The 25,592-nt window shown below is 33.6% G+C and carries 26 protein-coding genes; 6 read left to right on the top strand and 20 right to left on the bottom strand.

Annotated features, from left to right (window positions below):
* Window positions 1-304 precede the first annotated feature (304 nt).
* From C7954_RS08675 to C7954_RS08665, 3 genes are all read left to right on the top strand, one after another.
* Window positions 305-1,264 carry a TAXI family TRAP transporter solute-binding subunit gene (locus C7954_RS08675; RefSeq protein WP_073156626.1) on the top strand — a complete coding sequence of 320 codons (960 nt, stop codon included), beginning with the start codon at window positions 305-307 and terminating at the stop codon, window positions 1,262-1,264.
* 196 nt (window positions 1,265-1,460) lie between these two features.
* Window positions 1,461-1,964 (top strand): DUF1850 domain-containing protein, encoded by a 504-nt coding sequence (locus tag C7954_RS08670; RefSeq protein WP_234971228.1) that lies wholly within the window; start codon window positions 1,461-1,463, stop codon window positions 1,962-1,964.
* A gap of 1 nt (window position 1,965) precedes the next feature.
* The gene (locus C7954_RS08665; protein ID WP_073156632.1) at window positions 1,966-3,900 is read left to right on the top strand and encodes a TRAP transporter permease; all 1,935 of its coding nucleotides are present in this window, start codon (window positions 1,966-1,968) and stop codon (window positions 3,898-3,900) included.
* A gap of 77 nt (window positions 3,901-3,977) precedes the next feature.
* Here the strand turns inward: C7954_RS08665 and C7954_RS08660 are convergent, their stop codons facing one another.
* The 17 genes from C7954_RS08660 to C7954_RS08580 all read right to left on the bottom strand — a co-directional run bounded on the left by C7954_RS08660 (window position 3,978) and on the right by C7954_RS08580 (window position 20,671).
* Entirely contained in the window at window positions 3,978-4,751 is a 774-nt protein-coding gene (locus C7954_RS08660) for a thermonuclease family protein (RefSeq protein WP_073156635.1), read from the bottom strand.
* A 50-nt stretch (window positions 4,752-4,801) separates the two neighbouring features.
* Complete coding sequence (locus C7954_RS08655) at window positions 4,802-6,016, bottom strand: pyridoxal phosphate-dependent aminotransferase (protein ID WP_073156637.1); 1,215 nt, start codon at window positions 6,014-6,016, stop codon at window positions 4,802-4,804.
* Window positions 6,017-6,057: 41 nt separating this feature from the next.
* Window positions 6,058-6,990, bottom strand: a complete 933-nt coding sequence (locus tag C7954_RS08650) for a diguanylate cyclase domain-containing protein (RefSeq protein WP_073156640.1) — start codon at window positions 6,988-6,990, stop codon at window positions 6,058-6,060.
* Window positions 6,991-7,087: 97 nt separating this feature from the next.
* Complete coding sequence (locus C7954_RS08645) at window positions 7,088-8,302, bottom strand: M20 metallopeptidase family protein (RefSeq protein ID WP_133505455.1); 1,215 nt, start codon at window positions 8,300-8,302, stop codon at window positions 7,088-7,090.
* Between the two features lie 80 nt (window positions 8,303-8,382).
* Window positions 8,383-9,924 carry a complex I subunit 5 family protein gene (locus C7954_RS08640; protein WP_089716262.1) on the bottom strand — a complete coding sequence of 514 codons (1,542 nt, stop codon included), beginning with the start codon at window positions 9,922-9,924 and terminating at the stop codon, window positions 8,383-8,385.
* 3 nt (window positions 9,925-9,927) lie between these two features.
* Window positions 9,928-11,460 carry a complex I subunit 5 family protein gene (locus C7954_RS08635; protein WP_073156648.1) on the bottom strand — a complete coding sequence of 511 codons (1,533 nt, stop codon included), beginning with the start codon at window positions 11,458-11,460 and terminating at the stop codon, window positions 9,928-9,930.
* Window positions 11,461-11,463: 3 nt separating this feature from the next.
* Window positions 11,464-12,990: a complex I subunit 5 family protein gene (locus C7954_RS08630; RefSeq protein ID WP_243833663.1), complete on the bottom strand. Its 1,527-nt coding sequence runs from the start codon at window positions 12,988-12,990 to the stop codon at window positions 11,464-11,466.
* An 8-nt stretch (window positions 12,991-12,998) separates the two neighbouring features.
* A complete protein-coding gene (locus C7954_RS08625) occupies window positions 12,999-13,334 on the bottom strand; it encodes a sodium:proton antiporter (RefSeq protein WP_089716263.1) in 336 nt (111 codons plus the stop codon).
* Complete coding sequence (gene mbhE / locus C7954_RS08620) at window positions 13,334-14,053, bottom strand: hydrogen gas-evolving membrane-bound hydrogenase subunit E (RefSeq protein ID WP_089655807.1); 720 nt, start codon at window positions 14,051-14,053, stop codon at window positions 13,334-13,336. The genes C7954_RS08625 and mbhE overlap by 1 nt, the downstream gene beginning before the upstream one ends.
* Before the next feature lie 23 nt (window positions 14,054-14,076).
* Window positions 14,077-14,319 carry a Na(+)/H(+) antiporter subunit B gene (locus tag C7954_RS08615; RefSeq protein ID WP_089716264.1) on the bottom strand — a complete coding sequence of 81 codons (243 nt, stop codon included), beginning with the start codon at window positions 14,317-14,319 and terminating at the stop codon, window positions 14,077-14,079.
* Complete coding sequence (mnhG, locus tag C7954_RS08610) at window positions 14,306-14,659, bottom strand: monovalent cation/H(+) antiporter subunit G (protein ID WP_089716265.1); 354 nt, start codon at window positions 14,657-14,659, stop codon at window positions 14,306-14,308. The genes C7954_RS08615 and mnhG overlap by 14 nt, the downstream gene beginning before the upstream one ends.
* Window positions 14,659-14,916: an MrpF/PhaF family protein gene (locus tag C7954_RS08605; RefSeq protein ID WP_089716266.1), complete on the bottom strand. Its 258-nt coding sequence runs from the start codon at window positions 14,914-14,916 to the stop codon at window positions 14,659-14,661. Before C7954_RS08605 ends, mnhG begins: the two co-directional genes overlap by 1 nt.
* A complete protein-coding gene (locus C7954_RS08600; protein ID WP_089716267.1) occupies window positions 14,913-15,419 on the bottom strand; it encodes a Na+/H+ antiporter subunit E in 507 nt (168 codons plus the stop codon). Before C7954_RS08600 ends, C7954_RS08605 begins: the two co-directional genes overlap by 4 nt.
* A gap of 16 nt (window positions 15,420-15,435) precedes the next feature.
* Window positions 15,436-16,602 (bottom strand): iron-containing alcohol dehydrogenase, encoded by a 1,167-nt coding sequence (locus C7954_RS08595; RefSeq protein WP_134059549.1) that lies wholly within the window; start codon window positions 16,600-16,602, stop codon window positions 15,436-15,438.
* Between the two features lie 182 nt (window positions 16,603-16,784).
* The gene (locus C7954_RS08590; protein WP_223174560.1) at window positions 16,785-17,843 is read right to left on the bottom strand and encodes a glycerophosphodiester phosphodiesterase family protein; all 1,059 of its coding nucleotides are present in this window, start codon (window positions 17,841-17,843) and stop codon (window positions 16,785-16,787) included.
* Window positions 17,840-19,741 (bottom strand): LTA synthase family protein, encoded by a 1,902-nt coding sequence (locus C7954_RS08585; protein WP_110300954.1) that lies wholly within the window; start codon window positions 19,739-19,741, stop codon window positions 17,840-17,842. Before C7954_RS08585 ends, C7954_RS08590 begins: the two co-directional genes overlap by 4 nt.
* A 111-nt stretch (window positions 19,742-19,852) precedes the next feature.
* Window positions 19,853-20,671, bottom strand: a complete 819-nt coding sequence (locus C7954_RS08580; RefSeq protein ID WP_134059546.1) for an MBL fold metallo-hydrolase — start codon at window positions 20,669-20,671, stop codon at window positions 19,853-19,855.
* 286 nt (window positions 20,672-20,957) lie between these two features.
* On the opposite strand from C7954_RS08580, the gene C7954_RS08575 reads away from it, so the two are divergent.
* The 3 genes from C7954_RS08575 (at window position 20,958) to C7954_RS08565 (ending at window position 23,305) form a co-directional block, all read left to right on the top strand.
* Window positions 20,958-22,067, top strand: coding sequence for an MBL fold metallo-hydrolase (locus tag C7954_RS08575; protein ID WP_089720385.1), 1,110 nt, complete (start codon window positions 20,958-20,960; stop codon window positions 22,065-22,067).
* An 86-nt stretch (window positions 22,068-22,153) separates the two neighbouring features.
* Entirely contained in the window at window positions 22,154-22,372 is a 219-nt protein-coding gene (locus C7954_RS08570; protein ID WP_073156679.1) for a DUF3006 family protein, read from the top strand.
* Window positions 22,373-22,729: 357 nt separating this feature from the next.
* Window positions 22,730-23,305, top strand: coding sequence for a hypothetical protein (locus C7954_RS08565; protein WP_073156682.1), 576 nt, complete (start codon window positions 22,730-22,732; stop codon window positions 23,303-23,305).
* Window positions 23,306-23,433: 128 nt separating this feature from the next.
* On the opposite strand, the gene C7954_RS08560 is transcribed toward C7954_RS08565, so the two are convergent.
* The 3 genes from C7954_RS08560 to C7954_RS08550 form a co-directional block, all read right to left on the bottom strand.
* Entirely contained in the window at window positions 23,434-24,270 is an 837-nt protein-coding gene (locus C7954_RS08560) for an aldo/keto reductase (RefSeq protein WP_073156685.1), read from the bottom strand.
* 141 nt (window positions 24,271-24,411) lie between these two features.
* On the bottom strand, window positions 24,412-24,645 hold the full coding sequence (locus C7954_RS08555) for a DUF2905 domain-containing protein (protein ID WP_073156687.1): 234 nt from the start codon (window positions 24,643-24,645) through the stop codon (window positions 24,412-24,414).
* Window positions 24,646-24,771: 126 nt separating this feature from the next.
* Window positions 24,772-25,542 (bottom strand): nitroreductase family protein, encoded by a 771-nt coding sequence (locus C7954_RS08550; RefSeq protein ID WP_089720231.1) that lies wholly within the window; start codon window positions 25,540-25,542, stop codon window positions 24,772-24,774.
* Between the last annotated feature and the right edge of the window lie 50 nt (window positions 25,543-25,592).

The raw sequence follows: 25,592 nt of genomic DNA, 5'->3' as shown, positions 1-25,592 counted from the left end.
CTCATTTTGGGAACTTGTTCAAGTTTTCACGTTATTTTATTTTTTAATTATTTTAATTTTAAGTATTTTGACGCTCCTCGGGGCAGACCCAGCGAGCTTTCTGCCGATAAAATCTATAACTTATTAAGACCTTAATTACCCCAGATAACAGCTATCAGCGCCTGTTTCTGAAATTATATTCTTGCTTTTTGACCTCAAATGTTGTAAAATTAAATAGGAACACTTTATTCTAAAAATATCTATAGTAAAGTGTTAAAGAATTAAATTAATTTAATTTAATACAAGAAGGGAGAAGTTATAATTTATGTTAAAAAGTAAAAACACTCTATTCATTTTAAGTGCTGTTCTTGTTTTTAGTCTTCTACTTAGTGGAATGGTTTCTGCACAGGAAACCACTTTCCTCTCAATTGCAACCGGAGGTACCTCAGGTACCTACTATCCAATTGGTGGTGCAATTGCCAAGGTCTTAAATGAAAATATAGATGATATGAACGCTTCTGCTCAATCAACAGGAGCCTCAGTAACCAACACCCGTTTAATTTACAATCAGGAAGTAGAACTTGCAATTCTACAGAATGATATTGCTAGCTATGCTGTCAATGGAGAAAGACAGTTTGAAGGTAATCAGGTTAACAATATGAGCGGTATTGCTTCTTTATATCCAGAAGTAATTCAGATTATTGTTCGTAATGATGCAGGAATCAAAAGTATTGCTGATCTTAAAGGTAAAAGCGTAGCCGTTGGTGCTCCTGGTAGTGGTGCTGAAGCTAATGCAAACCAAATCTTAAATTTCTTTGGTTTAACTTATGACGATATTCAAGAAGATTATCTCTCATTTGGTGAAGCAGCAAGTCGTTTAAAGAATAGACAGATTGATGCAGCTTTCTTAACAGCCGGTATTCCAACTGCAGCTGTAATGGATGTTGCTGCAACTCAGGATATTACTTTATTAAACTTCAGCGATGAAGATATTGCCTCACTAAATGAAAGTTATCCTTATTTAACCGGAGTTACCGTTCCGGCTGGAACCTACAATGGTTTAGATAATGATATTCAAACTGTAGCTTTAAAGGCTATTTTAGTTGCTGAATCAAGTTTAAGTGAAGAAGTAGTATATAATATTACTAAAGCAATTTTTGAAAATAGAGACACTCTAATTGCTGCTCATGATAGAGCTAGAGACATTACTTTAGAGGGTGCTAAATCAGGTATGACAGTTGAACTACATCCTGGTGCTCAGAAATATTATGATGAAGTTAAGTAATTTATTAAGACTATAAATGAACTAAGATTATTATAAGAATTAAAGATTAAGAATTAGAGATTAAAAATTAGATTTTAGACTAAGCTTAAAGTTTCATAAATCATATGTAGAAACTTTTAAAAAATAATATCAAGCCTCTAAAATCTACTTAAAGGAGGATAACCGGGTATTGAAAAATACCCGGCTCTCATTTATTATGAATAAAAACAAAAAATTTAAATTTTTTTTGCTTATAGTATCAATTTTAATTTTAATTATTTCACTCTCTATCTTCAAGGTTAATACTCTTCAGATTATTGATTATCAAGCAGATAAAATCATCTGGGAAAAAAAGCTGACAGATGGGGATAATTTTAGTATTAAATATTTACATTCTGTTGCGAAAACACCGGTAATTGAATTCTTTGAAATAAAAAATGGAGAAATATTACTGACAGGAACAGAATATCAGTCTTATGGAGCAGGGCTTCCCACTTCAGCTGGGCAGGGAAATTATATAACCGCAGATGGTAAATTTATAATAGAAAATATTAATCAACAGCTGCCGGAAATAATGCTCAGAGTTAGTGACTATGCTCAACATGAATTCATTTTTAATAATAAAACATTTAAATTATACGAAAAAGTTGAAACTGAAACTCTGCTCCAGATTAAGACTACAGCTTTTAGCTATTTGAGTTTTATCTTAAGGAGGTATTAAAATGGCTGAAAAAGAACATTTACAGGAAGATGAATTACTCAAAAAATATGACCCGACTACAGATTATCGGCATTATACCGGTTTAGCAGCAATTATAGTTTCTACAATTGCTGTAACTTTATCTTTGTTTCATCTTTATACTGCTGGGTTTGGAGTGCTGTTAGCCCTAAAACAGAGAGCGGTTCATCTTGGCTTTATTTTTACACTAATTTTTCTTTTATATCCAACTTTAAAACATAAAAAAGAAAATAAATTGTTATTAACTTTTGATATGATTTTGGCTTTAGCTAGTATTGCCATCTCATCTTATATAATAATTAATTATGAATCACTGGTTCATCGAGCCGGGATGTACACACAGCTGGATCAGTTTATGGCTATTTTAGCAATCATTATAGTACTTGAGGGTACTAGACGTGCTTTAGGCCCGGAACTGCCGGTGATTTCAATTCTATTTTTACTTTATGCTCATTATGGTCAGCAGATGCCGGGAATGTTAGCCCACCGAGGTTATTCCTGGTCTCGAATTGCAAGTCATATGTATTTTACAACTGAAGGTATTTTTGGGATACCACTTGGAGTATCCGCAACCTATATTTTCTTATTCCTACTTTTGGGAGCTTTTGCAAAAAGAACAGGACTTGGTGACTTATTCATTGATCTAGCCCTCTCTTTAACCGGTAGAACAACTGGTGGACCTGCAAAGGCAGCTGTTGTTTCCAGTGGTTTAATGGGTTCAATTTCAGGAAGTTCAGTAGCTAATACTGTAACTACAGGATCTTTTACAATTCCACTTATGAAAAAGGTTGGTTACAATTCCCAATTTGCAGCTGCTGTAGAAGCAGCTGCTTCTACAGGTGGTCAGATAATGCCCCCAATCATGGGAGCTGCAGCCTTTATTATGGCAGAATTTATTGGAGTTCCTTATGTGACAATTGCCAAAGCGGCTATTTTACCAGCGATTCTTTATTATATTACAGTAGGTTTAATGGTTCACTTTGAGGCAAAAAAGCAGGGCTTAGAAGGAATGAGCGATGATTTAATACCTAAATTCTTAACAGTCTTAAAAACAAGAGGACATATGATTGCTCCTTTGATCATTATTTTCTATTACTTATTTAAAGGATATACTCCTTTGAGAGCTGCATTTTTAGGAATCATTGTTTCTTATGCTTTAAGTTTTCTTAAAAAAGATACTCGAATGGGTCTGCAGGATCTGCTTGATACTTTAAGAGAAGGTGCAATTTCTGCGCTTGGTGTGGCAGCCGCCTGTGCAGCAGTTGGTTTTATAGTTGGAGTTACAACTTTAACCGGACTGGGCCTTAAATTTACAAGTCTGACAGTTGCACTTGCCAACGGCAACTTATTTATGGCTTTATTCTTTACTATGGTTGCCTGTACTATTTTGGGAACTGGTTTGCCCACAACAGCTACATATATTGTACTGGCAACAATGGCTGCTCCAGCTTTAACACAACTTGGAGTTCCAATTTTAGCAGCTCATTTATTTGTACTTTACTTTGGAGTTGTTGCAGACTTAACTCCACCAGCTGCTCTGGCAGCCTATGCAGGTGCTGGTATAGCGGGCTCAAATCCACTTAAAACAGGTTTAACGGCTGTTAGATTAGCAATTGCTGGTTTTGTGGTGCCCTTTGTCTTTGCCTATTCTCCCTCTTTGCTGTTAATTAATACTACAGCTGTTCAGGTAATTTTAATTACCGGAAGTTCAATTATTGGAGTTTTCTCGCTAGCAGCTGCTGTTTTAGGATATTTAAACAGAAAAACAACTATTATTGAAAGAATCTTACTGCTGGGAAGTTCTCTGGGTCTATTAATTCCAGGTTGGCAGTCAGATATAATTGGTCTTTCACTTCTCGGAATTGTCTTATATCTACAGTTTAGAAATAAGGATCTACCAAAACCTGCTGCAGCTTAACAAGCAGCAAAAAACCCTCTAAGTTTAAACTTAGAGGGTTCTACATTTAATCTTAATTTTATCATCCCAGGACGACTTTAATCAATAATTAAAATATCATGTGGATCATCTACAATAATTTGTGGACTCCCCTGATAGAGTTCTATTTTGCCTAAAACTTTAATTTTTTTATTTAAAATATATTCAGCAGGTTGGTAATCAAATTTATTTAAATTATGATTAAAAATAACTAAAGAAAGAGTGTCCTGATAGTTATCAGAAAAATTTAGGTAATTAATAGAATCTGCAGCTGCTGTATTAACAATCTTACCAGCTACAATTACCCTTTCTCCAATAAATGAAGCTGCCTCCTGAAAAGAAATCACGGGTAAATCACGTTCAAGCTCCAGCACCTGAGACCAGATGCCAAGCCGGGAAGCTCTAGCTTTTTTTACCGCCTGCTTAAATTCAGCTTCATAATAATCATTGGGCTCTACGATCATTAAAGAGGCATAACCATTTTCCAGCAGTTTTTGGTTAAAATTTTCTCCATCATGAATTAAATAAGCTAAAGTCCGACCATAATGATCTTCTTTCTCCTGATCAAATTCTAAAATTACATTTTCCCCGGTCAAATTTTCAATAGTAAATTTTCTTGCCTCTTCAGCATAAAACTCAGACTGATTATTTTCCCAATCAATTTCAGGGGTGTCAACTCCCAAGAGGCGGATTGAATCTCCAGCTGCAGTTTCAACAGTATCACCATCTATAACTCGCTCAATATATACGACATCTCCCCGCTGCTGATTACAGCCGACAGCTGCTAAAATTAATACAGTTAATATTGTTAAAAAAATTAGTGCCTTTTTCAACTTAAATCAACCCTTAATTTATTATTTTATTTAATCCAATTATTTTAAACTTACTGCTGATAACTGCTCAGAAATTTCTTTAAACGACCAAGAGCAATTTTTAGATCTTTTTCTGATGGTAAAAATACTATTCTAAAATGATCGGGCTGAGGCCAGTTGAAACCACTGCCCTGGACCAGAAGCACCTTCTCCTGAATCAGAAAATCTAAAATAAAACGCTCATCATTTGTAATATTAAATCTTTCAGTATCAACTTTTGGAAAAAGATAAAGTCCAGCTTCCGGTTTGACACAGCTAATCCCAGGAATATCGATTAAAAGTTTATAGGCTAGATCACGCTGTTCCTTAAGTCTTCCACCCGGCAGAACTAGATCATCAATACTTTGATAGCCGCCTAATGATGTCTGAATTGCGTGCTGTGAAGGAACATTGCTGCAGAGCCGCATTGAAGATAAAATTTTCAAACCCTCAATATAACTTTCAGCATGATATTTTTGACCACTAAGCATCATCCAGCCAGCTCTAAAGCCAGGAACTCGATGGGATTTAGATAACCCACTAAAAGTTACAATTAAAACCTCATCAGTTAATGTTGCAATTGAAGTATGCTCAGCTCCATTATATGTTATTTTCTCATAAATTTCATCACTGTAAACAATTAGTTCATTTTCCTTAGCAATCTCTATAATACCTTCTAAAATTTCAGTTGGGTAATTAGCACCAGTTGGATTATTAGGATTAATAACTACAATCGCTTTAGTCTTTTTATTAACCTTAGCTCTTATATCATCCAAATCTGGATACCATTTAGACTGCTCATCACAGATATAGTGGACGGCTTTACCTCCAGCTAAATTAACTGAGGCTGTCCAGAGTGGGTAGTCCGGCATTGGGATTAAAACCTCATCTCCATTATTTAACAGCCCCTGCATTGCCATAGTTATTAACTCACTTACTCCATTACCGATATAGATATCATTAATTTCTACATCCATAATCCCTTTTTTCTGGTAATACTGCATTACTGCTTTGCGGGCTGGAAAAATACCCTGAGAATCACAGTAACCCTGAGAATTCTTTAAATTATACATTACATCATGAATAATTTCGTCAGGTGCATTTAAGCCAAAAGGAGCGGTATTCCCTAGATTAAGCTTATAAATAGTATAACCCTCTTCTTCTAATCGAGTCGCTTCGTTAAGTACAGGTCCTCGAATATCATAACAAACATTTTCTAGTTTAGTTGATTTTTTTATATAATTCATCTTTTTTTCCTCCAATTCTGCTCGATACTCAATACTTAAAATTAATAACTGCTAAAGTTGTATTTCTTTAAAGTTGTATTCTTTCCTTTATTATTATACATCATCTCATCTGCTTGTTGAAATATATTATCAATATTTTCATCATCTTTGACCTTTATTGAAAATCCAATTGAAATTTCCAAACTTTCTACAAGCTGATTTCTATTATTATATTCTATAACATTAGCTCTTATTCTGTCAAAAATAATCTTTGCTGCTTCAAACCCACTTTCAGTTAAGATAATTGCAAATTCATCTCCACCAATTCTAGCAACAATATCTTCGCTTCTTGTTGATCTTTTTAAAATATCTGCAGCCGCCTTAATATATTGATCACCTTTATTATGACCATAATTATCATTAATAAATTTTAATCTATCTATATCAGCTACAAAAATAGTTATCGGAAGCTGACGTGAATTAGACAATCTATCTAACTCATTTTCAAAATAACGTCTGTTATATAAATCGGTCATCTCATCATGAAAAGAAAGATATTTTACCTCATCTAATAATTTTTTTAACTCATTATTTGTTTTTTCTAACTTTTTTTGAGTTTCGTTTAATTTTAAATGAGTATTTACTCGAGCCAATACTACTTCTTTTTGAAAAGGTTTAACAATATAATCTACCGCCCCAGCTTGAAAACCTTTTACTATATCTTTACTTTTATCAAGACCACTAATAAATATTATCGGAATATTTGCAGTTTTTTGATTATTTTTTAGAGATTTACAGACTTCAAAACCATTTAGATCAGGCATCATAATATCAAGCAAAATTAAATCAGGCTTCTGAGCTTTAACAAATTCTAATGCCATTTCTCCGCTTTTAGCTAAAGCAATTTTATATGATTTTTCTTGAAGAATATCACTTAAAATTTGGATATTAAATTGGCTATCATCAACTATTAAAATTGTTTTATTGCTATTCATTATACCACTCCTTATTCCCCATTTTTTTAGCAATTTTAAAATAAAGAACCACCTATAAATTACTTACCGGCAGAGGTTTTTAGATTTTTAATTTATATTATTGAGACTGTTTATGATAATTAGCGAAAAAATCGAGAGCAGTTTGAGCCATTACAGCTACTCCATCTTTTAAAACAAAATCATTAAATTTAAAATCAGCCTGGTGATGGTTAATAATTTCTCCCTCAGGAGCAATACCTAAAAAATAAAATACTGATGGAACCTGTTCACCAAAAAAGGAAAAATCTTCTCCTCCCATTTCAGCTTTTTCTCTTTCACGAACCCGATCTTTACCTAAAACTTTGGCAGCTGATTCTGACAATAACTTCGTCATCTCCGAATTATTTATTACCGGTGGATAACCGAAAACATAATCAAACTCATAATCTGCATCATAAATATCGCAGATATTTTTAATAACTTTTTCAATATTAGCAGCCAGCTGTTTTCTAATTTCAGGTTTTAAAGAGCGAACAGTTGCTTTTAAAACCGCTGTATCTGGAATAACATTATGGGTGCTGCCTGAGTCGAAATTACAGACAGAAATTACTGCTGATTCCAGCGGGTCAACTCTGCGGCTGACTATTTTTTGGAGAGTAGAAATGATTTCAGCTCCAATTGGAATCGGATCTATAGTGTTATGAGGCCGGGCAGCATGTCCTCCTTTGCCAATTATTTTTAAATCAAAATGATCAGGTGAAGCCATAAAAGGACCACTCTTATATTCCACTACACCTTCAGCAGTACTACCCCAGAGATGAAGTCCCAATGCCGCATCGACCTGGGGATTTTCAAGCACTCCTTCTTTAATCATTCCTGCAGCTCCACCTGAAGTCTCCTCTCCCGGCTGAAATAAAAATTTGAGATTACCTTCAAACTCCTGAGCCAACTCTTTTAAAACCACAGCTGTACCGATCAAAATTGCAGTGTGCCCATCATGACCACAGGCATGCATTACTCCCTCATTCTTAGAAATATATTCAAGGTCATTTTTTTCAAGCACAGGCAGTGCATCCATGTCAGCCCGAATTAAAAGTGTTTTACTGTTTTCAGCATTAGAATTTTTAAAAATAGCTGTAACCCCAGTTCCAAAAATATTTTTCCGAACCTTAAATCCTAATTTATGCATTTCAGCTGCTGCTAAAGCTGCTGTTTCCTTTTCTTGAAAGGAAAGTTCAGGATTTTGATGAATCTGATGTCTAATTTTAATTATTTTTGGCTCAATTTCTGCAGCTTTATTTAATATTTTTTGACTTATATCTAGTTCATTCATTAATTAATCATCCTCCAATCGGCAGCAGGCCCAGCTCTGCTTTACGCAAGAATATCATTATTAAATTAAAAATGTCAAATTTAAAAATATGCATAAATCTGCTGCCAGAGTAAAAGCACAGTCATAAAAATTGGAATCCAAAGCAGCTGTATAGTAAAATCCTGATAGACTAAATTATACAGCTTTTTAGAAGCATTAAAGATAGCATTGTAGAAAAATGCTTCAAAAATCTTTTCTGTATCAAACTTAACACTTTTGCGGCTTAAACCATAAACAAAATTTAAAAAAGCCTGCAGATAATTTTCTAAAGATAAATTATCCCTCACTTTAATCTTAAAGCCATTATTATTAACAAAAAGGTAAGCAGCCAGAGCCAAATAAATTAAACTATCCCTCAAACCGCTGATCAGATGAAAATCTTTATCTGCCAGGCTGGCTAAAACACCAGCTGGCATCTCCGGCCAAAAACTGACAACTATAATCCCTAATGTTCCGGTAATCAAAGCCAGCACATCTGCCGTGTAAATCTGATAGTGGTTAAATCCATGTTTTAAATCACTGAGAAAATTGCTATAATCCTGATCTTTTATAAAAATCCAATAAATAACTCGAGCCGCATATAAAAAGCTTAAAAATCCGAGTAAAAAGAAGACTGCTGTCACTAAGATACCTGGTGTCTGAGCAGACTTTATTAAGTATTTACTTTTATATCCAGCTGTGAAAACTACGGCTCCCAGGGAAGCAAGACTCATAATTGCTGCTGCCGAGGTTACAGGCCTGCGGCTGATCGCATCTTTAAAATCATAAATAATCCGGCTTCCGTATTCTTTCTGCCAGATACCGCTGCTGATAAATAAGGTTGTTTTTGCAAATCCATGGGCAATAATATGTAATACCGCTCCATAAAAAGCATATTTCCCACCAGTACCAATAGCCAGTGCAATAAATCCTAACTGACTAACTGTTGAATAAGCAAGCATAATTTTCAAATCAGCAGAGCGCAGTGCCTGCCAGCCCGCATAAACTATCATTGCTAAGCCAATCAAAAAGAGAAATGTATTCCCACTTTCCATTGGTATTATTTTAAGTAAGAATATATAGCCGAGTTTAACAACCCACCCTGATAAAATAGCACTTACCGGAGCTGGAGCCTCCGAATGAATTGGGGGCAGCCAGAAATGAAATAAAAAGAGACCGCTCTTCATTCCGATACCCATAATCAAAATAAACTGCAGGGGAACAGAATCAATTGCTCCAATTTGAGAATAGCCAAAAGCATTTGCAGCTAGTGCTCCAAAAAGCAGGATACTGCTGCCGCTGAACTGGATCACAAAATATTGTCGGACAAGTTTCCAGTCACTCCAGGCAAGCATAAAGGATGTTGTTAAAGTTACTAGTTCCCAGGCAAAAAGAAAGAAAAACCAGTCTGTAGTTAAAATTACAACTAAGGCACTAAGCAGATAAAGTACTGTTAAACTGTAATACCAAAACTTATTTTCTTTTATATAATTCCAGGCCGCTAAAGCTGTCATCAGAGTTAAAATAACTCCTACTTCAGCCAGCAGTGGAAAATAACTATCAAATTGAAAACCTGCAAGAAACTGCTGCCAAATAACAGCCATAGTTTAGCCTCCTAACACTAATTCTATATATCGCTCAACATTCATAATACTATTAATTGACATTTTTAAAGGTAAATCAAAAAATCTAAAACCTACCCCAAAACCTATAATTATGGCAGCATAGGTATAAGTAATAAAACTTACAATTTTTTCTCTGTATAAAACTGAAAGTAAGGGCCTGCTGAATACCTCTTCCTTTAAATCGTCTTCTGTTAGTTTTACCTCTTCAAAACCTTTGGCTATATAGCGCAGATAATAAATTACAGCAGTTAAACTACCAAAAATTACTATAAAGGCCCCAAAATAACTGCGGGCTTCCAAAAAGGCCATTAAGACATACCATTTACTTGCAAAACCTAAAAGCGGCGGCATACCGATCATACTTAATAATAAAGCGATAAAGGCAATAAATACTGACTTATTTCTAAGCCCCACCCCTTTAAAATCTCCATAGGCATGAGATCTTGTGTACTGCAGCAGATAACCACAGGCTACAAATAATCCTGCTTTCATAAACATATGACTTATTATATGGAGTATTCCTCCATAAAATCCAGCTTCTGTGTTTAATAAAATAACAGCCGTAATCATTCCAATATGACCAATACTTGAATAACCCAGAAGACGTTTAATATTATTAGACTGCAGGGCAAAAACATGACCTAAAAAAGATGAGAATAAAGCTAAATCAATTAAAAATATATTTAAATTCAAAGAAGTAATTACCTCAAAACCAATTACAGTCCAGAAAATCCTAATAAAAATATACAAATAAACTTTGGATAGAATACCTGATAAAACAGCTGTAACGGGTGATGGTGCTGTATCATAACTTTTAGGAAGCCAGAATAAAAATGGGAAAATACCCATTTTAATTAAAATAGAAGTCAAAAATATAGCAGAAATAAAGAGCTGAATTCCACTTTCTAAATCAGCAAAATTTTGAGCTACTGCAGCCATATTTAAAGTTCCTAAATTGAAATAAACTACTAATACTCCCAAGAAAAATAATAAACCTGCTAAAACATTATAAATTAGATATTTTATTGCAGCAGCACTAGCCTCTTCGCTTCTTTTAAAACCTATTAAAGCACCAGATGTTATAGTCAGCATCTCTATAAACACATAAATATTAAATAAATCTGCTGTTAATAACGCGCCCATTGAAGCGGCTGCAATCAAAAAATAAAGCACATAGTATTTACCTTCGTGGTGGCCGATATAACCTATAGAATAAATCACTACCAGAAAAAGACTGACAGCAGTTATCACAACAAACAAAAGGCTTAGACCATCCATTGCCAGTGTAATTCCTAAAGGAGGACGCCAGCCTCCCAGAAAATACTGCAGGAAAAAATCTCCATTTCTAAAATTATCTAAATTACCAGTTATGATAGTTATAATTAAATATGATTCCAGTAAAACTCCAAGCAAAACGAAAAAACGCCTTAATTTAGCATTAATTAAGTCTATTAATGGTATTAAAAAGGCCGTACCTAGAGGAACTAAAATCAAAAATAAAATTTTAATATCCATCAATCAACCTCCCAGAACAAGCTCAATATATTTTTCCGGATTCAAAAGCTCAAAAATTGCTGTATTAATCGGCATTTCTAAAATTTTAAAACCCAGACCAAAAATAATAATTAAAATTGTAAAAATATAAATTACACTTTTCATTTTATTAGTAGAGCTGAAAAATCCTTTCAAAGAAAGAAGCTCTTCCTTGATTGACTTTCCATCCTCTTTTACTGTCTCATAAGCATGGGAAATATAGCGGAGATAATATATTAAAGCTATTATACTCCCAGCTGCAGCGACAAAAGCTCCAAAAAAATGTCTGGCTTTTAAAAAAGCTAAGAGCACATACCATTTACTGACAAAACCAATCAACGGCGGCATCCCAATTGTTCCCAGACAAATTATGATAAAAGCTGCAAAAACCAGACGATTTGTATGACCAATACCCCTTAAATCATTGATATTGTGTGATAAAGTTGTCTGGAGCAGATAACCACTGCTTAAAAAGAGTCCGGACTTCATCATTAAATGGGCAGTGATATGCAGCAGGCCGCCATAAAAGGCTGCCTCAGTGTTTAAAAGCAGCACAGCCAGAATCATTCCAATATGGCCGATACTCGAATAAGCAAGCATTTTCTTTAAATCATCAGCCTGCAGAGCAAAAACATGTCCAATTAAACTGGAAACCAAAGCGAGATTCAAAACAAAGTCACTTAAGTGCAGCTCTACTAAAAAATCAAAGGCAATCATTGTCCAAAATAATCTCATAAATATATATAAATAAACTTTCAATAAAACCCCTGATAAAAGAGCACTGATGGGTGCTGGACAGGCACTGTGGGCCCGAGGCAGCCAAAAATGAATTGGGAAAATACCAAGCTTAATTATTAAAGCAAGTAAAAAGAAAATAATAATTGTCAGCTGCATTGGGGTTGAGATTAAAGCAAATGATTCAGCAACTGCAGCCATTTTTAAAGTTCCCAAATTAAAATAAATTAAAATCATACTTATAAAGAAAAATACTCCCCCGGTGATTCCATAAAACAAATACTGCATTGCAGCTCTAGTTGTTTCTTCAGTTTTTTCGAAAGAAATCAATGGAGTAGTAAAAATTGTAATTGCCTCAATAAAAAGATAGAGAGTAAATAGATCAGCAGTTAAAATGCTGCCCTGAATTGAAGCAAGTACTAAAAAAAATAAAGCAAAATATATATTTTCCTTAGCGGTTATGTATTGAGTTGAAAAAATAACTATCAAAAAAATTGCTGAAGTAACGATTAAAGAAAAAAACAAACTCAAGTTATCCATCGCCAGGTTGATCACAAATGGTGTATCAGTATAGCCTAAAGTATACTGCAGAAAAAAATTAGAATTTTTAACAGCCTCAAAATTTAAGACAAATAATGAAATAACAAGAGCCAGCTCAATTCCAACTCCCATAACAGCTATAAAATTCCGGGAATGGCGATTAAAATTAGTGCTGAAGCACATAAAAACTGCTATCAGTACTGGAAGAACAGTTAAAAGGATTAACTCAATATTCATCAAGCTCATCAGTCATTCAACTCCTCTATTTGATCCCGATCAATAGTTCCACTAAACTTATTTAATTCAATGATCAGTGTCAAAAGCAAAGCAGCAGTACTAGCTCCAATTACAATCCCGGTTAGAGTTAAAGCCTGAGGTACAGGGTCATTAAATTTCCCCATAGTTTCACCAAATTTGTGAATTGAAACCTCACCACCGATATCTGAAAAAGAAATAACCCAGAAAAAAATAGCTGCTTCCATTAAGTTGAGCCCAATCACATTTTTGATCAAATTTGTTTTCATTATTAAGGCATAAAAGCCCAGCATAAAGAGGATAATAAAAATTAAATTAGTTAGCATTAAAAATCCTCCTCAAAAGTTTTTTGAATCATACTATAAAAAATAATCGCTAATCCGGCTCCAACTTTAAAACCAACTCCAATATTAATATAAGGAATACTTCCAGCAGAAATTAATGTTCCTCTCTCTGCAGTTAAAAAACCCAGATTTTTTAGAAATGCACCTTCCATAACTATTCCAGCAAGTCCAATCACCAAAAAAGTTAAAGCCCCACCAGTTTCTAAAACAGTTTTAGTTTGGGGACTATAGCGCCTATAGTCAAAGGCACTACCATAAACAATACTAAAAATTATTGAAATAGCTGCTAAGATTACTCCTCCCTGAAATCCTCCCCCAGGGCTTAAATGACCGTGAGTAATTACATAAAAACCAAATAAAGCAATAAAAGGAGTCATAATTCCTAAGGTTCGCTTAACAATAAAAGAAAGACCCTTTGAGGAAACGGGCAGCATCTTGCGGGATAAAATTAAAACAATTCCACTTACAGCTCCAAAAATAACAGTACTTTCTCCTAAGGAGTCAAAGGCTCTGTAATCATAGAGAACTGCTGTAATCAAATTAAGCGACCCAGTGTCATGCAGACCATAAGTAATGATATAATCTGAAATACCTTTTTCTAGGTCTTGATATCCAGGCAGCAAAGAAAAATTATAATAAAGAGCAAAAGCAGCAGCAGCCAAAACTGCCGTAATTAAAGTTTTTTTCACTAATTTGTTCATTATTTACACCTCCAGCTGAACTTTCAGTCGGAATCACTATGTCTGATCTGACTGATAGCACTCATAAAAATAGCTGTATTCAAACCAGCACCAATTACTGCTTCTGCTAAAGCAACATCTGCTGCTTTATGCAGTAAATATAATGCAGTTAAAATCAAAGAAAATATAGATAAAAAAATTATTGATATCAATTCCTCATCAAAACGAACAGTCATTACAGCTGAAAAAACTAAGAAAATTAATAAAATTATCTCAAGAATGTTCATCGGAATCTCTCCCTAAATATTCAGAATAGGCATCGATCTCATATTCTTTTGGTAGAGCAATTTTTCTCTTATAAGATGCACGTGCGATAGCATGTGTTGCCATCGGATTAGAAAATAGAAAAAAGAGTCCAATCATCATAATTTTGATACTCAAGAAAAATTCCCAGACATAAATTGCAGTTCCAATTGACATTAAAACAGCAGACATTGTTAAAACCACAGCTGCCGCATGCATTCTAGTATAAACATCCGGGAAACGTAAAAGTCCCAAGACAGTTACCACAGCAAAAGCTGCACTTGATACCATAAAAAAATAGGAGAATATTAATCTAATTGTCATTATCTATACAGCTCCCCGTGTTCAAAGTATTTAGCATAAATTAACATATCAATAAAAAGCAGCACTGCATATGCCAATACTATATCAACTAATAAAAACATATCATATTCCAAAGCAATCATCAGCATCACCATTGACATAAAAATACCTATTGTATCAGCGCCAATTAGCCTATCTGTGATTGTAGGCCCGATTACTACTCGATAAGATACAATAAAAGACAAAACAGAGAAAAATACAGCAAGGCCAATTATCATCTGAAAATCACCCCTACCCAGCGCTCAAAGCGAGCAATTATTTTCTTTTTCAGATCAGCCTCTTCCACTGTTTCTACATCAATCCAGTGGATATAGTAAGACTTTTCGTTTCTATCGTAATCGAGAGTTAATGTACCTGGAGTTAGTGTAATTAGGTTGGCCAGAAGAGTTAAACCAGTAATATCTGTAAGTTCAGTCTTAACTTTTACAATTCCAGGATTGAAGGAAGGATTTTTTTCAAAAACATGTTTGGAAACTTTTAAAGCAGCCGATATTGCTTCATAAAAAAATACAGGAACAAATAATAATAAAAGAGCCAGCTTTCTTAAATAGTGATACCAGGGAAGCCTTCGATGAACTTCCCTGAATAACATATCACTAAAAAAGAATGTAACTAATAATGAAGCTGCACTGCCTATTATTAAAATATCTACCGTTATTTTTCCTGCAAAGATAAACCAGACAATTAATAAAAAACCAAAGGCAGATAATTTCTGCAGCATTTAAGCACCTCCAATATTATTTTAATGCACTTTTATAAATCTTTAGTACATCTTCAGTATCTAATTCAACAAAACTACCTATTGAACCATTTTCTGTAGCTTTTTCAGCCATCTCTTCCAGGCGATCTGCTGGAATATCAAGTTCTGCTAGAGTTACAGGCATTCCAATATCACTGAAGAATTCCTTTGTCTTTTTAATCCCCTGCTGAGCTGTCCACTCCAGATCTTTAAAATCAGGATCAACATCCCAAACTCGATGAGCAAATTGAGCAAAACGCTCTAAATCATGCTGATAAACATATTCCATCCAGGCTGGGAAAACAACTGCCAGACCTGCACCATGAGCAACATCATAAATTCCGCTTAATTCGTGTTCCATACCGTGTGAAGACCAGTCTTCTTCTCTTCCCGTTCCTAGAAGACCATTGTGTGCATTACTTCCAACCCACATGATCTCAGCTCTAGCAGCATAATCTTCATTATCTTCTAGAACCTTAGGTGTATTATTTATAATTGTTTTTAAAGAAGCTTCAGACAAACGGTCTGTATACTCTACATTATCTGTATTGGTAAAATATCTCTCCATTATATGGGCCATAATATCAACTGCACCACAAGCAGTCTGATAATCAGGTAGAGTAAAGGTAATTTCAGGATTCATAATTGCAAACTTAGGTCTAATTAATTCAGTCCCGATACTTCTTTTATACATACCATCCATCTTAGTTACTACTGAGCTGGTACTTGATTCACTTCCAGCTGCTGGAATTGTTAATACTACCCCGACAGGTAATGCTTCTGTTATTTCAACATTATTATAATAAAAGTCCCAAACATCACCATCATAAAAATAACCAACAGCAATTGCCTTGGCGGAGTCAATAACACTTCCACCACCAACAGCTAAGATGAAATCAACACTTTCTTCTTTAGCCAGTTCAATACCTTTATGAACAAGTGATAATTTAGGATTGGGTTCAACCCCTCCTAATTCAACATATTCTATACCTGCTTTTTCTAGAGATTTTACAACTTTATCATAGGTTCCATATTTTTTGATACTGCCTCCACCATAATGGAGCAGCACCTTAGAGCCATGCTTGGCAGTATATTCACCAACTTCTTCCTCTGTTCCTTTACCAAAGACTATCTTTGTTGTATTCTGATAAATAAAATTTTGCATTTAAAAAACCCTCCTCTTAGAGTAAAAGTTTCTAATTGATCAAGCTTTTGTTAAATTAAATTTTTATAGTTGAAAATGTTTTCACTTTATAAATAACTAACTTCATAAATAACTAACTTCATAAATAACTAACATCTAAATTATATCATAAACTTTTTACATAATTCCATCAAATATGAAAATTAATTATTATTTTTTTCTTCAGAGTTATTTTGAGATTCAGCTTTTTCCTGGTTTTCTTCAGTATTTTCTAATTCTTCTTCTAAGATATTATCACTAAATTCTTCAACGCTTTCTCCAAATTCTTGAACTCGATTAAAGAACTCAGCCAGCATTTCAGCCCGATCTGTAATATAACCATCTGCACTGAACCAGGAAAAAATCTTTAACTGCCAGGAACGATTAATCACATATGGGAAAACAAATAATCCTCTTTTATGAGCTGCACCAATATACCAAGGAAAGCTGACATGTCCTTTAGGTCCAATTCCATCTGCAGCTTCTTCTGTTATGTCTAACCAGCCCTGCCAGCGCCTGGGAGAAACAAAATTTCTTTTGGTTAATAAAATTCTTGGTGAGTCAGGTCTTAAATCAGCCAACCTTTTTAGACTTGCTGGTGAAAAAGAAAGAAATAAAATACGCGGTGCTTTAGTTTCTGTTTCATAAATTTCTTTTTCTTTTAGAAGATCTACAATTTCCTTTTCAATTCCATCATACAAATAGGGACTCTTAAGTTCTAAAGCGAGACCAATCCCTGTTTCAATGGGATCGACAAACTCCAATACCTGTTCTAAAGTCATAATTGTCAGGTGGCTGTAGCCATCACTTGCCCTTTCTGGATATTTTACATTAAACCAGGCTCCATAATTTAAAAGCCGTAATTCGTTTAAAGTAAAATTCTGTAGATCATAATTTTCCCGATCTGGGAACATAGACTTTACATTTGTTAAACGCAATAAATTTGTGTCATGAAAAATCACCAATTTCCCATCTTTAGTCCTCTGAACATCAAGCTCAATATAATCAACGCCACTCTCAACCGCTTTTTTGACAGCTGGCAAAGTCGACTCCGGGGCACTATATGATGAACCGCGGTGGGCTACAAGAACTGGATAATCAAAGTTATGTTTTTCTATAATTTTTTTTCCTAATTTAGAAGGACGAATTAAATAATAGAATTCAAAATAGACGAAGGCAAAAATTAAGATTATAACTGTGATAATTATAATTAATTTAATCACTCCACCTCCTTAAAAATCTTCCCCTGATTAATCATAAATATATTGCGCATATAGTTTATTATCTCTGTTAATTCTTCAATTTTTTCTTGAGAAATTTCTATTTCTCTTTTTTGATTTTTTAAATATCCAACTTTAAGCAGTTCTTCAATTTCTTTAATATAAAGTTGACCATCTTTTAATACATGAGGAGTTTCATGCAGAAATAATATTGGATCTTCCTGCTCTAAAAATAAGGAGCGCCCAACAAATTGATCCGGCAGTTCCTGAAAGCCTAATAAATCAAGAACAGTTGGAGCAATATCAGTTGTAGTCCCCTCACGGCTAAATATCTCAGCCTGCAGTTGGGGATGTTTAATAAATAATGGAATATGGTATGGAGTTTTAACATTACGCCAGAGGGTAAAATCTCGTCCAGATTCATATTCCATTGTTTTAATTTCAGATTCATGGTCAGAGTAAATAACCAAAAGTGTATTATCCATTATTCCTGCTTCTTCTAATTTATAAACAAAATTCTGTAGTGATTTATCTAAAAAACTGATAGATTTAAAATAATTATGAACTAAATTATTGTTGACTTCTGCAAAATCTTCAACTGCAGCTTTCGGATAAAAATTAAAGGGGGTATGACTTGTTAAAGAAATTAAATAGGCAAAAAAAGGTTTATCCGCTGCTGCAGCCTCTTTTATTAATTCAGTTGAGGCATCAAAAAAATCATAATCATTAATTCCAAGTCCTCTCTCTTTAGAAACCGGAAAAATAGTTTCTCGAAAGTTTCGCTGACTGTAAAAATGGTCAAAACCTAAATCTGGATAAGCTTCAGCTCGATTGAAAAAATCACGATCATTATTGTGAAAAGCAAGTGTTTGATACCCTCTTTTTTTAAGCAGTTTTGGCAGAGAATGAAAACCACTTAAATCAATATCTCTAAAAACATAGCTCCTATTAACCGGATAAAGTGAAGTTAGAGTTGATAAGTCAGCATCAAAACTACCGTTAACCTTTTGTGCATAAAAATTTTCAAAATAAAGGCTTTCTGCTTTTAAACTATTTAAAAATGGTGTGACCGGCTTACCCTGCTGTTCATAGTCAATTATTTTAGCATCAAGTGATTCAACCTGAATTAAAATAACATTTGTATTTTTGGGTAGAACTTTAAATCCACTTAACTGTTTCTGCTTTTGATAATAGGGTACATCCTCCAATTCGGGTCTGGGCTTTTCTTCGCTGCGGGTAAAATAACTGTAGGCTTCCATAGTATATAAAGGAAGAATTCCATAAACTGCAGCCAGGTAAGAACTGCCCGATTGATAAAGCTCAGCCGGACTGAAATCTCCCATAATTAAACTTCCTGCAGCAACCTGAGTCAATAAAAGCAAAACAATTACGGCAAAAACCATTATATTTTCATTAGGTAAGACCTTAAAAGAATGGCTCCATAAACCAAAATTAGTTATTGATCTTAAATCAGGCAGAGAATTCAAACCAAACAATCCCAGTAGAGCAAGATCTAAAATTATAATCAAATCTCTAAATTTGAAAATATGAGTGAATAAAACCTGGTACATCGAAAAAGTTCCGGTTCCCTCCCCTGCAATAAGGTCACTAATGCTCAAAAAATTACCGAAATAGCGGTTGTACCAGTAATTAACTACAAAGAAAAATGAAAAAAGAAAAACCATGAAAAACAACCTCTGTCTTATCTTTTTTGAAATAAGCAGAGGCTCTACAAATTTTAAGTAAAAAATCACAAAAAATAAATTTCTAATTGTCAGCGCTGTCAGTGAAGGAGCATAAAAAATCTGCAGCATCAAATAATTGTATTTTATTATAAATGCCAGAAAAAGCATCAGCGACAAATACTGCAGTCTTTTTTCTAATCTATAATTATCAAGCACTTAAACTCCTCCCACCTCTTTGATAATAATATCTTTTCGCTATAATCATATCAGAAAATCAATTTAATGAAAAGTAATTTTTTAACACAATAATGGCAAAGAGCTTAAGAATTAAAACTCAAATTTATCTCCTACCGATCCAAGCCGAACTCTGCTCCCAAAGGCTTCCTTGAATTTTACTGCTGCTGTTCTACCTGTACAGTGAATTGGTACCAGTAAATTAAAATCTATTTTAGAGAAATATTTTATTAGTTCCTTTATTTTAGCTGTGCTGGCTCTTTTTAAATGCATCCCCCCAATAATTGCTGCAATTTTTTTATCACCAACTTCAGCCAATATTTCATCAATAATGTTTTCTACACCTTTATGACTGCAGCCTAAGAGAATAACAATTCCTTTTTTAGTTTCAAGATATAGAGAAGTATCATCAGCAAAGGGATCAACTTCTTCTCTGCCATCTTTTTTGATTACATACCTAGAATTTAAATAACTCTCCTTTGGAGCAGGAATAACCCCAGTATTATAAATACCTGCCGCTGCTGCACTTGTGGTTTCAGCTGCTGCAAAATTTTTAAGATCTGATTTCTTAATTGTAGTACCAATAAATTCTAGCTTTCCCTCAACCTTTTTGTATTTAGGCAGAAAAACACCACTGTGAGCAAAAACTCGAATTTCTGGATTCAAGTCCAGTAGATCCCTTAGACCACCTATATGATCATTATGACCGTGACTTAAAAAGACCGTATCTACAGTTTTTAAATCAAGCCCCAGTTTTTCAACATTATGAAAAAGCACTTTCCCCTGACCGGTATCAAATAAATAATTTTTTCCATTATACTCAAAATAAAGAGCAAGCCCATGTTCAGCCAACAAAGACATTTTTTCCACATTATTTTCCGCTAAGATTGTAATTTCTAATTCTTTAACCACTGTTCTGACCCTCCTTTGGGCAAATCATCGAGGTTTACAAGCAGACTTTCACTCTATCACCTCAAAAATTTTATTTAAATTTAGTTATTAGCTTATGTTCATTATCTTCTCTTTAAAAAAGATCATTCCTGCCTGCTTTTTAAAATAATCTTGATCCAAATCTTTTATTTCAGCTATAAAAAGGATTTTAATTTAAAATCTAGAAGTTATATAATAATTAGAAACAAATATTATTAATTGGAAACAAACAGATTGATTTCTTAAATCATGAAGGAAGGAAAAAATTATGGATAAGAAAAAGATTGTATTTTTAGCCTTAACAGCAGTACTTTTACTGCTTTTTTCTCTTACCTTTAATATAACAGCTCAAAACTTAAAAATTCATTTTATAGATGTTGGGCAGGGGGATTCAATTTTAATTGAGGAACCAGGTGGTCATAATATTTTAGTTGATGGTGGTGACCGAGCAGATATAATTGCTGCTCAAATAATTAATTATTTAAAAGATCAAAAAATTAAAAAATTGGATTATCTAATCAGCACTCATCCACATGCTGATCATATAGGTGGCTTGGTTGATATTATGGACAGCTTTGAAGTCGGATCTGTTTTAGACAGCGGTAAAATTCACAGTTCTAAAACTTATGAAAATTATTTGATCAAAATTGACCAGGAAAATATCAGTTTTGATACCCCTCGACAGGGAGATAAATTTAAAATTGGAGAAGTCGAAATCCATTTTCTGCATCCAGATCAAAGTCTTGATCAATACGATTTAAATAATTCTTCACTGGTTTTCGTCTTAAAATATGGACAGCAAAACTTCTTATTTACAGGAGATATTGAAAAAGAAGTAGAAAAAGAGTTATTAACAGAAAATCCAAAGCTAAAAGCAGATATAATTAAGGTTCCACATCACGGCAGTGATACTTCCAGCTCAGCAGCTTGGGTAAAAAGTTTAGAGCCCAAAACTGCAGTAATTCAAGTTGGTGGTGATAACAGTTATGGTCATCCTAAATCAAAGATAATTAAACTATACCAAACTGAAGGCGCCAATGTATTTAGAAACGATTTAAATGGAAACATTGTAATTACAGCTGATGGTAGAAATCATACCGTAAAAGTAGATAGAAGTTCGGATAATATAATGGTTGGGACAGAACTTGATTCAAAAAATGATAATGCTCCAAAAACAGAAACAGCATTAATCAATATTAATTCTGCTGAGGCTGCTGTTTTAGAAAAACTCTGGGGTATTGGCCCGGCAACAGCTAAGAAAATTATCAAATATCGAAACAGTCATGGTCCTTTTAAAAAATTGGAAGAAATTAAAAATGTTGATGGAATTGACGACTATAAATTTGAGCGCTGGCAGGACAAAATAACTATCAATTAATTTATTTAGATGGTAAGACCACTGATGTGGAGTAATTAGAAAAATTAATCTAGATATAATAACTACTAAAGCGAAGGGATGATCTAATGAAAGTAACAGTTGATAAAATTGAAAACGGAAAGGCAAGACTTTTAATTCGACCTCAGGAAAAAGAAGATTTTTTTCTACCTCTATCTGAGCTCCCAGAAGCTGTAGAAGAAGGGAGTATCTTAGAAATAAGTTTTGAATTAAAAGAAGATGAAAAAAAAGCTGCCAAAAAAAGAATCGGCAGCCTCTTAGATAGGTTAAAAAAGAAAAATAACTAATCTTGATATGATACTTCCAAAGTAGACAGTCTATTTTAATTAGACTATCTATGCAATTTTATCATCTTTACTGATTATTTTAGTTTTATTTTCAGCCCGAGCTGCTCCGGTAAAAGTCAAAGCTAAAACTAAAAACAAAGTCATAACAAACATTAATTTTCTTGATTTTTTTGATGATTCAATAATTTAATATATATAATCAACTTTTCAATTATTTGTATTTTAATTTTTTTCAAAAAATGTTGACAATTTAAATATAGATTGTTATAATTATGATGGAATGTGATAAATATAACATTAAATTTCAGCTAGAAAATTAATGTTTATCACTAAAAAATACCAAGGGGGAGTAAAAAAATGAAAAAAGTTTTAGTATTATCATTAGTATTAGTCTTTGTTCTTTCATTATCTTCTATGGCTTTTGCAACAACCCACACACTTGATGTTGTTGGTGGTGGAGAAAAGCAAGAAATTTCAACCGGCAGAACTGTTGAAGATTATGTAAATGCTTTAAAAGAATTGGTAGATGCTGATAGAGCTGGGGATATCTTCTATCCCGAAGAAGACGAAGTTAAGTATCTTTTTGTACCTCTTTACAAAGAGGGAGAACTTATTGGCTATGGTAGCTGGGTAAATACAATTATTTATTCTCACCCGGAAGATTTTATTGCAGTATTAGGTATGGCTAATAATTCTAAAAGTAAAGAAAGTATGGCTGTAATTAAGAAATGGAAGCCACTTGATGCCAATGATCATCATCCAGAAATGAAGCAAGAAGAGTTTTTAAGCAGATATTATGGTATGAGTCTTAAAACTTCTTTCGAACCTGAAGTAGATATTGTTGCCGGATCAACTATTTCCAGCCACACATTCTTTTTTGAAATGAAAAATATGCTGCTTGTCTTTGAAAATTTCGGACCAGAAGCTGAGTAAAATTTACTGAGTAAAATTTATTATAAAACCTCACCTGCTTTTAGGTGGGGTTTTATTATTTTTTAACCAAAAAATAGGTATCCCGCAACTTTACAGGATACCTAAAATAATCTTCAATCTTCTTCAGCCTAAGAACTAATTCCATAAGTGTCATCATCAAGAGTTATCATATATATTCTCTTGTGCTGATCAATGTTATCAATTTTCCCTATATCTTCTGCTGCAAGTTCCCAGTCAAATAGATCTAAATTCTCTTTTATATGACTTTCACTTTTTGACTTTGGCAGTGGTACTATTCCTTTTTGAAGTTCCCATTTTAAAACAATTTGAGCTGGGGACTTATCATATTTCTCAGCTAGTTCTAGAATTGTTTCATCTTTCAAGACTGCTGTTCTTGCCAGTGGAGCTGATGCCTCTACAACTATATCATTTTGCTGACATATCTCAAGCAGATCTTTTTGTTCTTTTTGATATAACCAGGGATGTAATTCAATTTGATTTACTGTAATTGGTACCGGAGTAATCTTTAAAGCAACATTTAATTGATAAGCCGAAAAGTTACTTACTCCAATATTTTTAACCAGACCCTGATCACGAAGATATTTCATAGCCTGCAGAGTCTCTCTTAAAGAAATAGCAGGATTAGGCCAGTGAATGAGATATAGATCAAGATAATCTATGCCTAACTTTTCTAAAGAACGTTTAGCTGCCTTGATAACGCTTTCATAATTCAAGTTAGAAGGCAGTACTTTTGAAGTTATAAATAACTCTTCTCGGTCATAGTTCTTTAAAACTTCTCCAATTCCAGCTTCATTATGATAACCTTCAGCAGTATCAATGTGATTGTAACCTGTTTTTAAAGCAATCTCTACCTTTTCCCCTACATTTTCTTCGGCAATATTCCAGGTACCATAAGCAATAACCGGAATTTCATCACCTGTTTTCAATTTTCTTGTTGGAATCATATTTTTATTCCTCCTTTGAATTTTTTAGCAAATAAAATTTTTGAGAACCTATTATATATAATTAAAGGTTAAAGAATGAGATCCTCTTTTTTATTATATTTTAATTTTCTGATTTTGTGATACTTTTGAATAGCTGCTGACTCAGCTAAAAAAGTATAAAATAACCTTGATTATAATACTTAAAACAATGCTCAGGACAAGCATTGTTGCCAGTGGAAAATAAAAAGTAAAATTTTCGCGTTCTACTTTTAGATCTCCAGGTAAATTCCCAAACCAGGAAAATGAAGACCCACCAAAGTAGATTACTGCTCCAACTAGAGCTATTACAAAGGCCACTATTATCAATAATAGGCCAATAGTTTCATATTCTCCCATCTGCCAAAACTCTCCTTTTTAAAATTAATCTAAAAAACTTATTAAAACTCAATAATTTATTCAGCTGCATCATCTATTCCCGGATCGGTATCTATAATTATTTTTCTTTTCACTCAATCATCTCCTCTACAATTTTAAAGTGCATAAATAATTATACCCTTCCACTTCAGCTGGAACCTCAGCTAACTTTTCAATTTTAAAATCTCTATTAAGGTGATCTACTGCCAGCCAGAGGTGGGCCAGGGCTATCCCCATATCAATTTTATTCATTTTTTGGTAGAAAAATTTCTTAATAAAATTTGGGGATTTTTGATAAAGATGAATTTGAGCCGCTTCTGAAACTAAAAACCAAGGTTGACCATTGGTTGCAGAAGGTGCAAGTCTTACTGCTTCCAGCAGATCATAATGATTTTGACCTCTTTTTATTTCAGAAAGAGATTTGCGTTCAAAGTCTTCAACTGAATCCCGATGATTTTCTTCATCAGGTTTTCCAAAAACTAAAGTAATTACATATTCCAGCTCAGACTCTGCAAGCTGATCCTTTTTAGGTTTAGCCAAACCAAACCAACAGCTGCCTAAATTATTTGCTGCAAAGTATAAATCAAGCTGCTGCAGAATAAAACCTGCGTTTAAAAGATAGTTTCCCTTAGCTTCTGAAAAAAACTGCAGATAATGTGGTGCTTTAATTGGTATCAGACTTTTGACAGCATCTGAATTTACAATTTTTGTTTCATATTTGATTTCTGGATCTAAAACTGAAACTTGCTTTAGAAATCCATTAATATCAGCAAGCTGCTGGGCACTCAGTTTTTCTTTCTTATATTTTCTAATTGATTTGCGCATGTAAATTGATTGATAAAGTTCTTTTTTTAGTTCAACTGTCAAATTTTTTTCCATCTTAAACCTCATCTCCCTCTAGTCAAACAGCAAATTTTATTAAAGCAAAA

Origin of the sequence: Halanaerobium congolense, assembly GCF_004366375.1 — a bacterium.
Classification (GTDB): Bacteria; Bacillota; Halanaerobiia; order Halanaerobiales; family Halanaerobiaceae; genus Halanaerobium; species Halanaerobium congolense.
The sequence above is the reverse complement of the archived record's forward strand: the minus strand, read 5'-3'. Positions and strand labels throughout refer to the sequence as shown.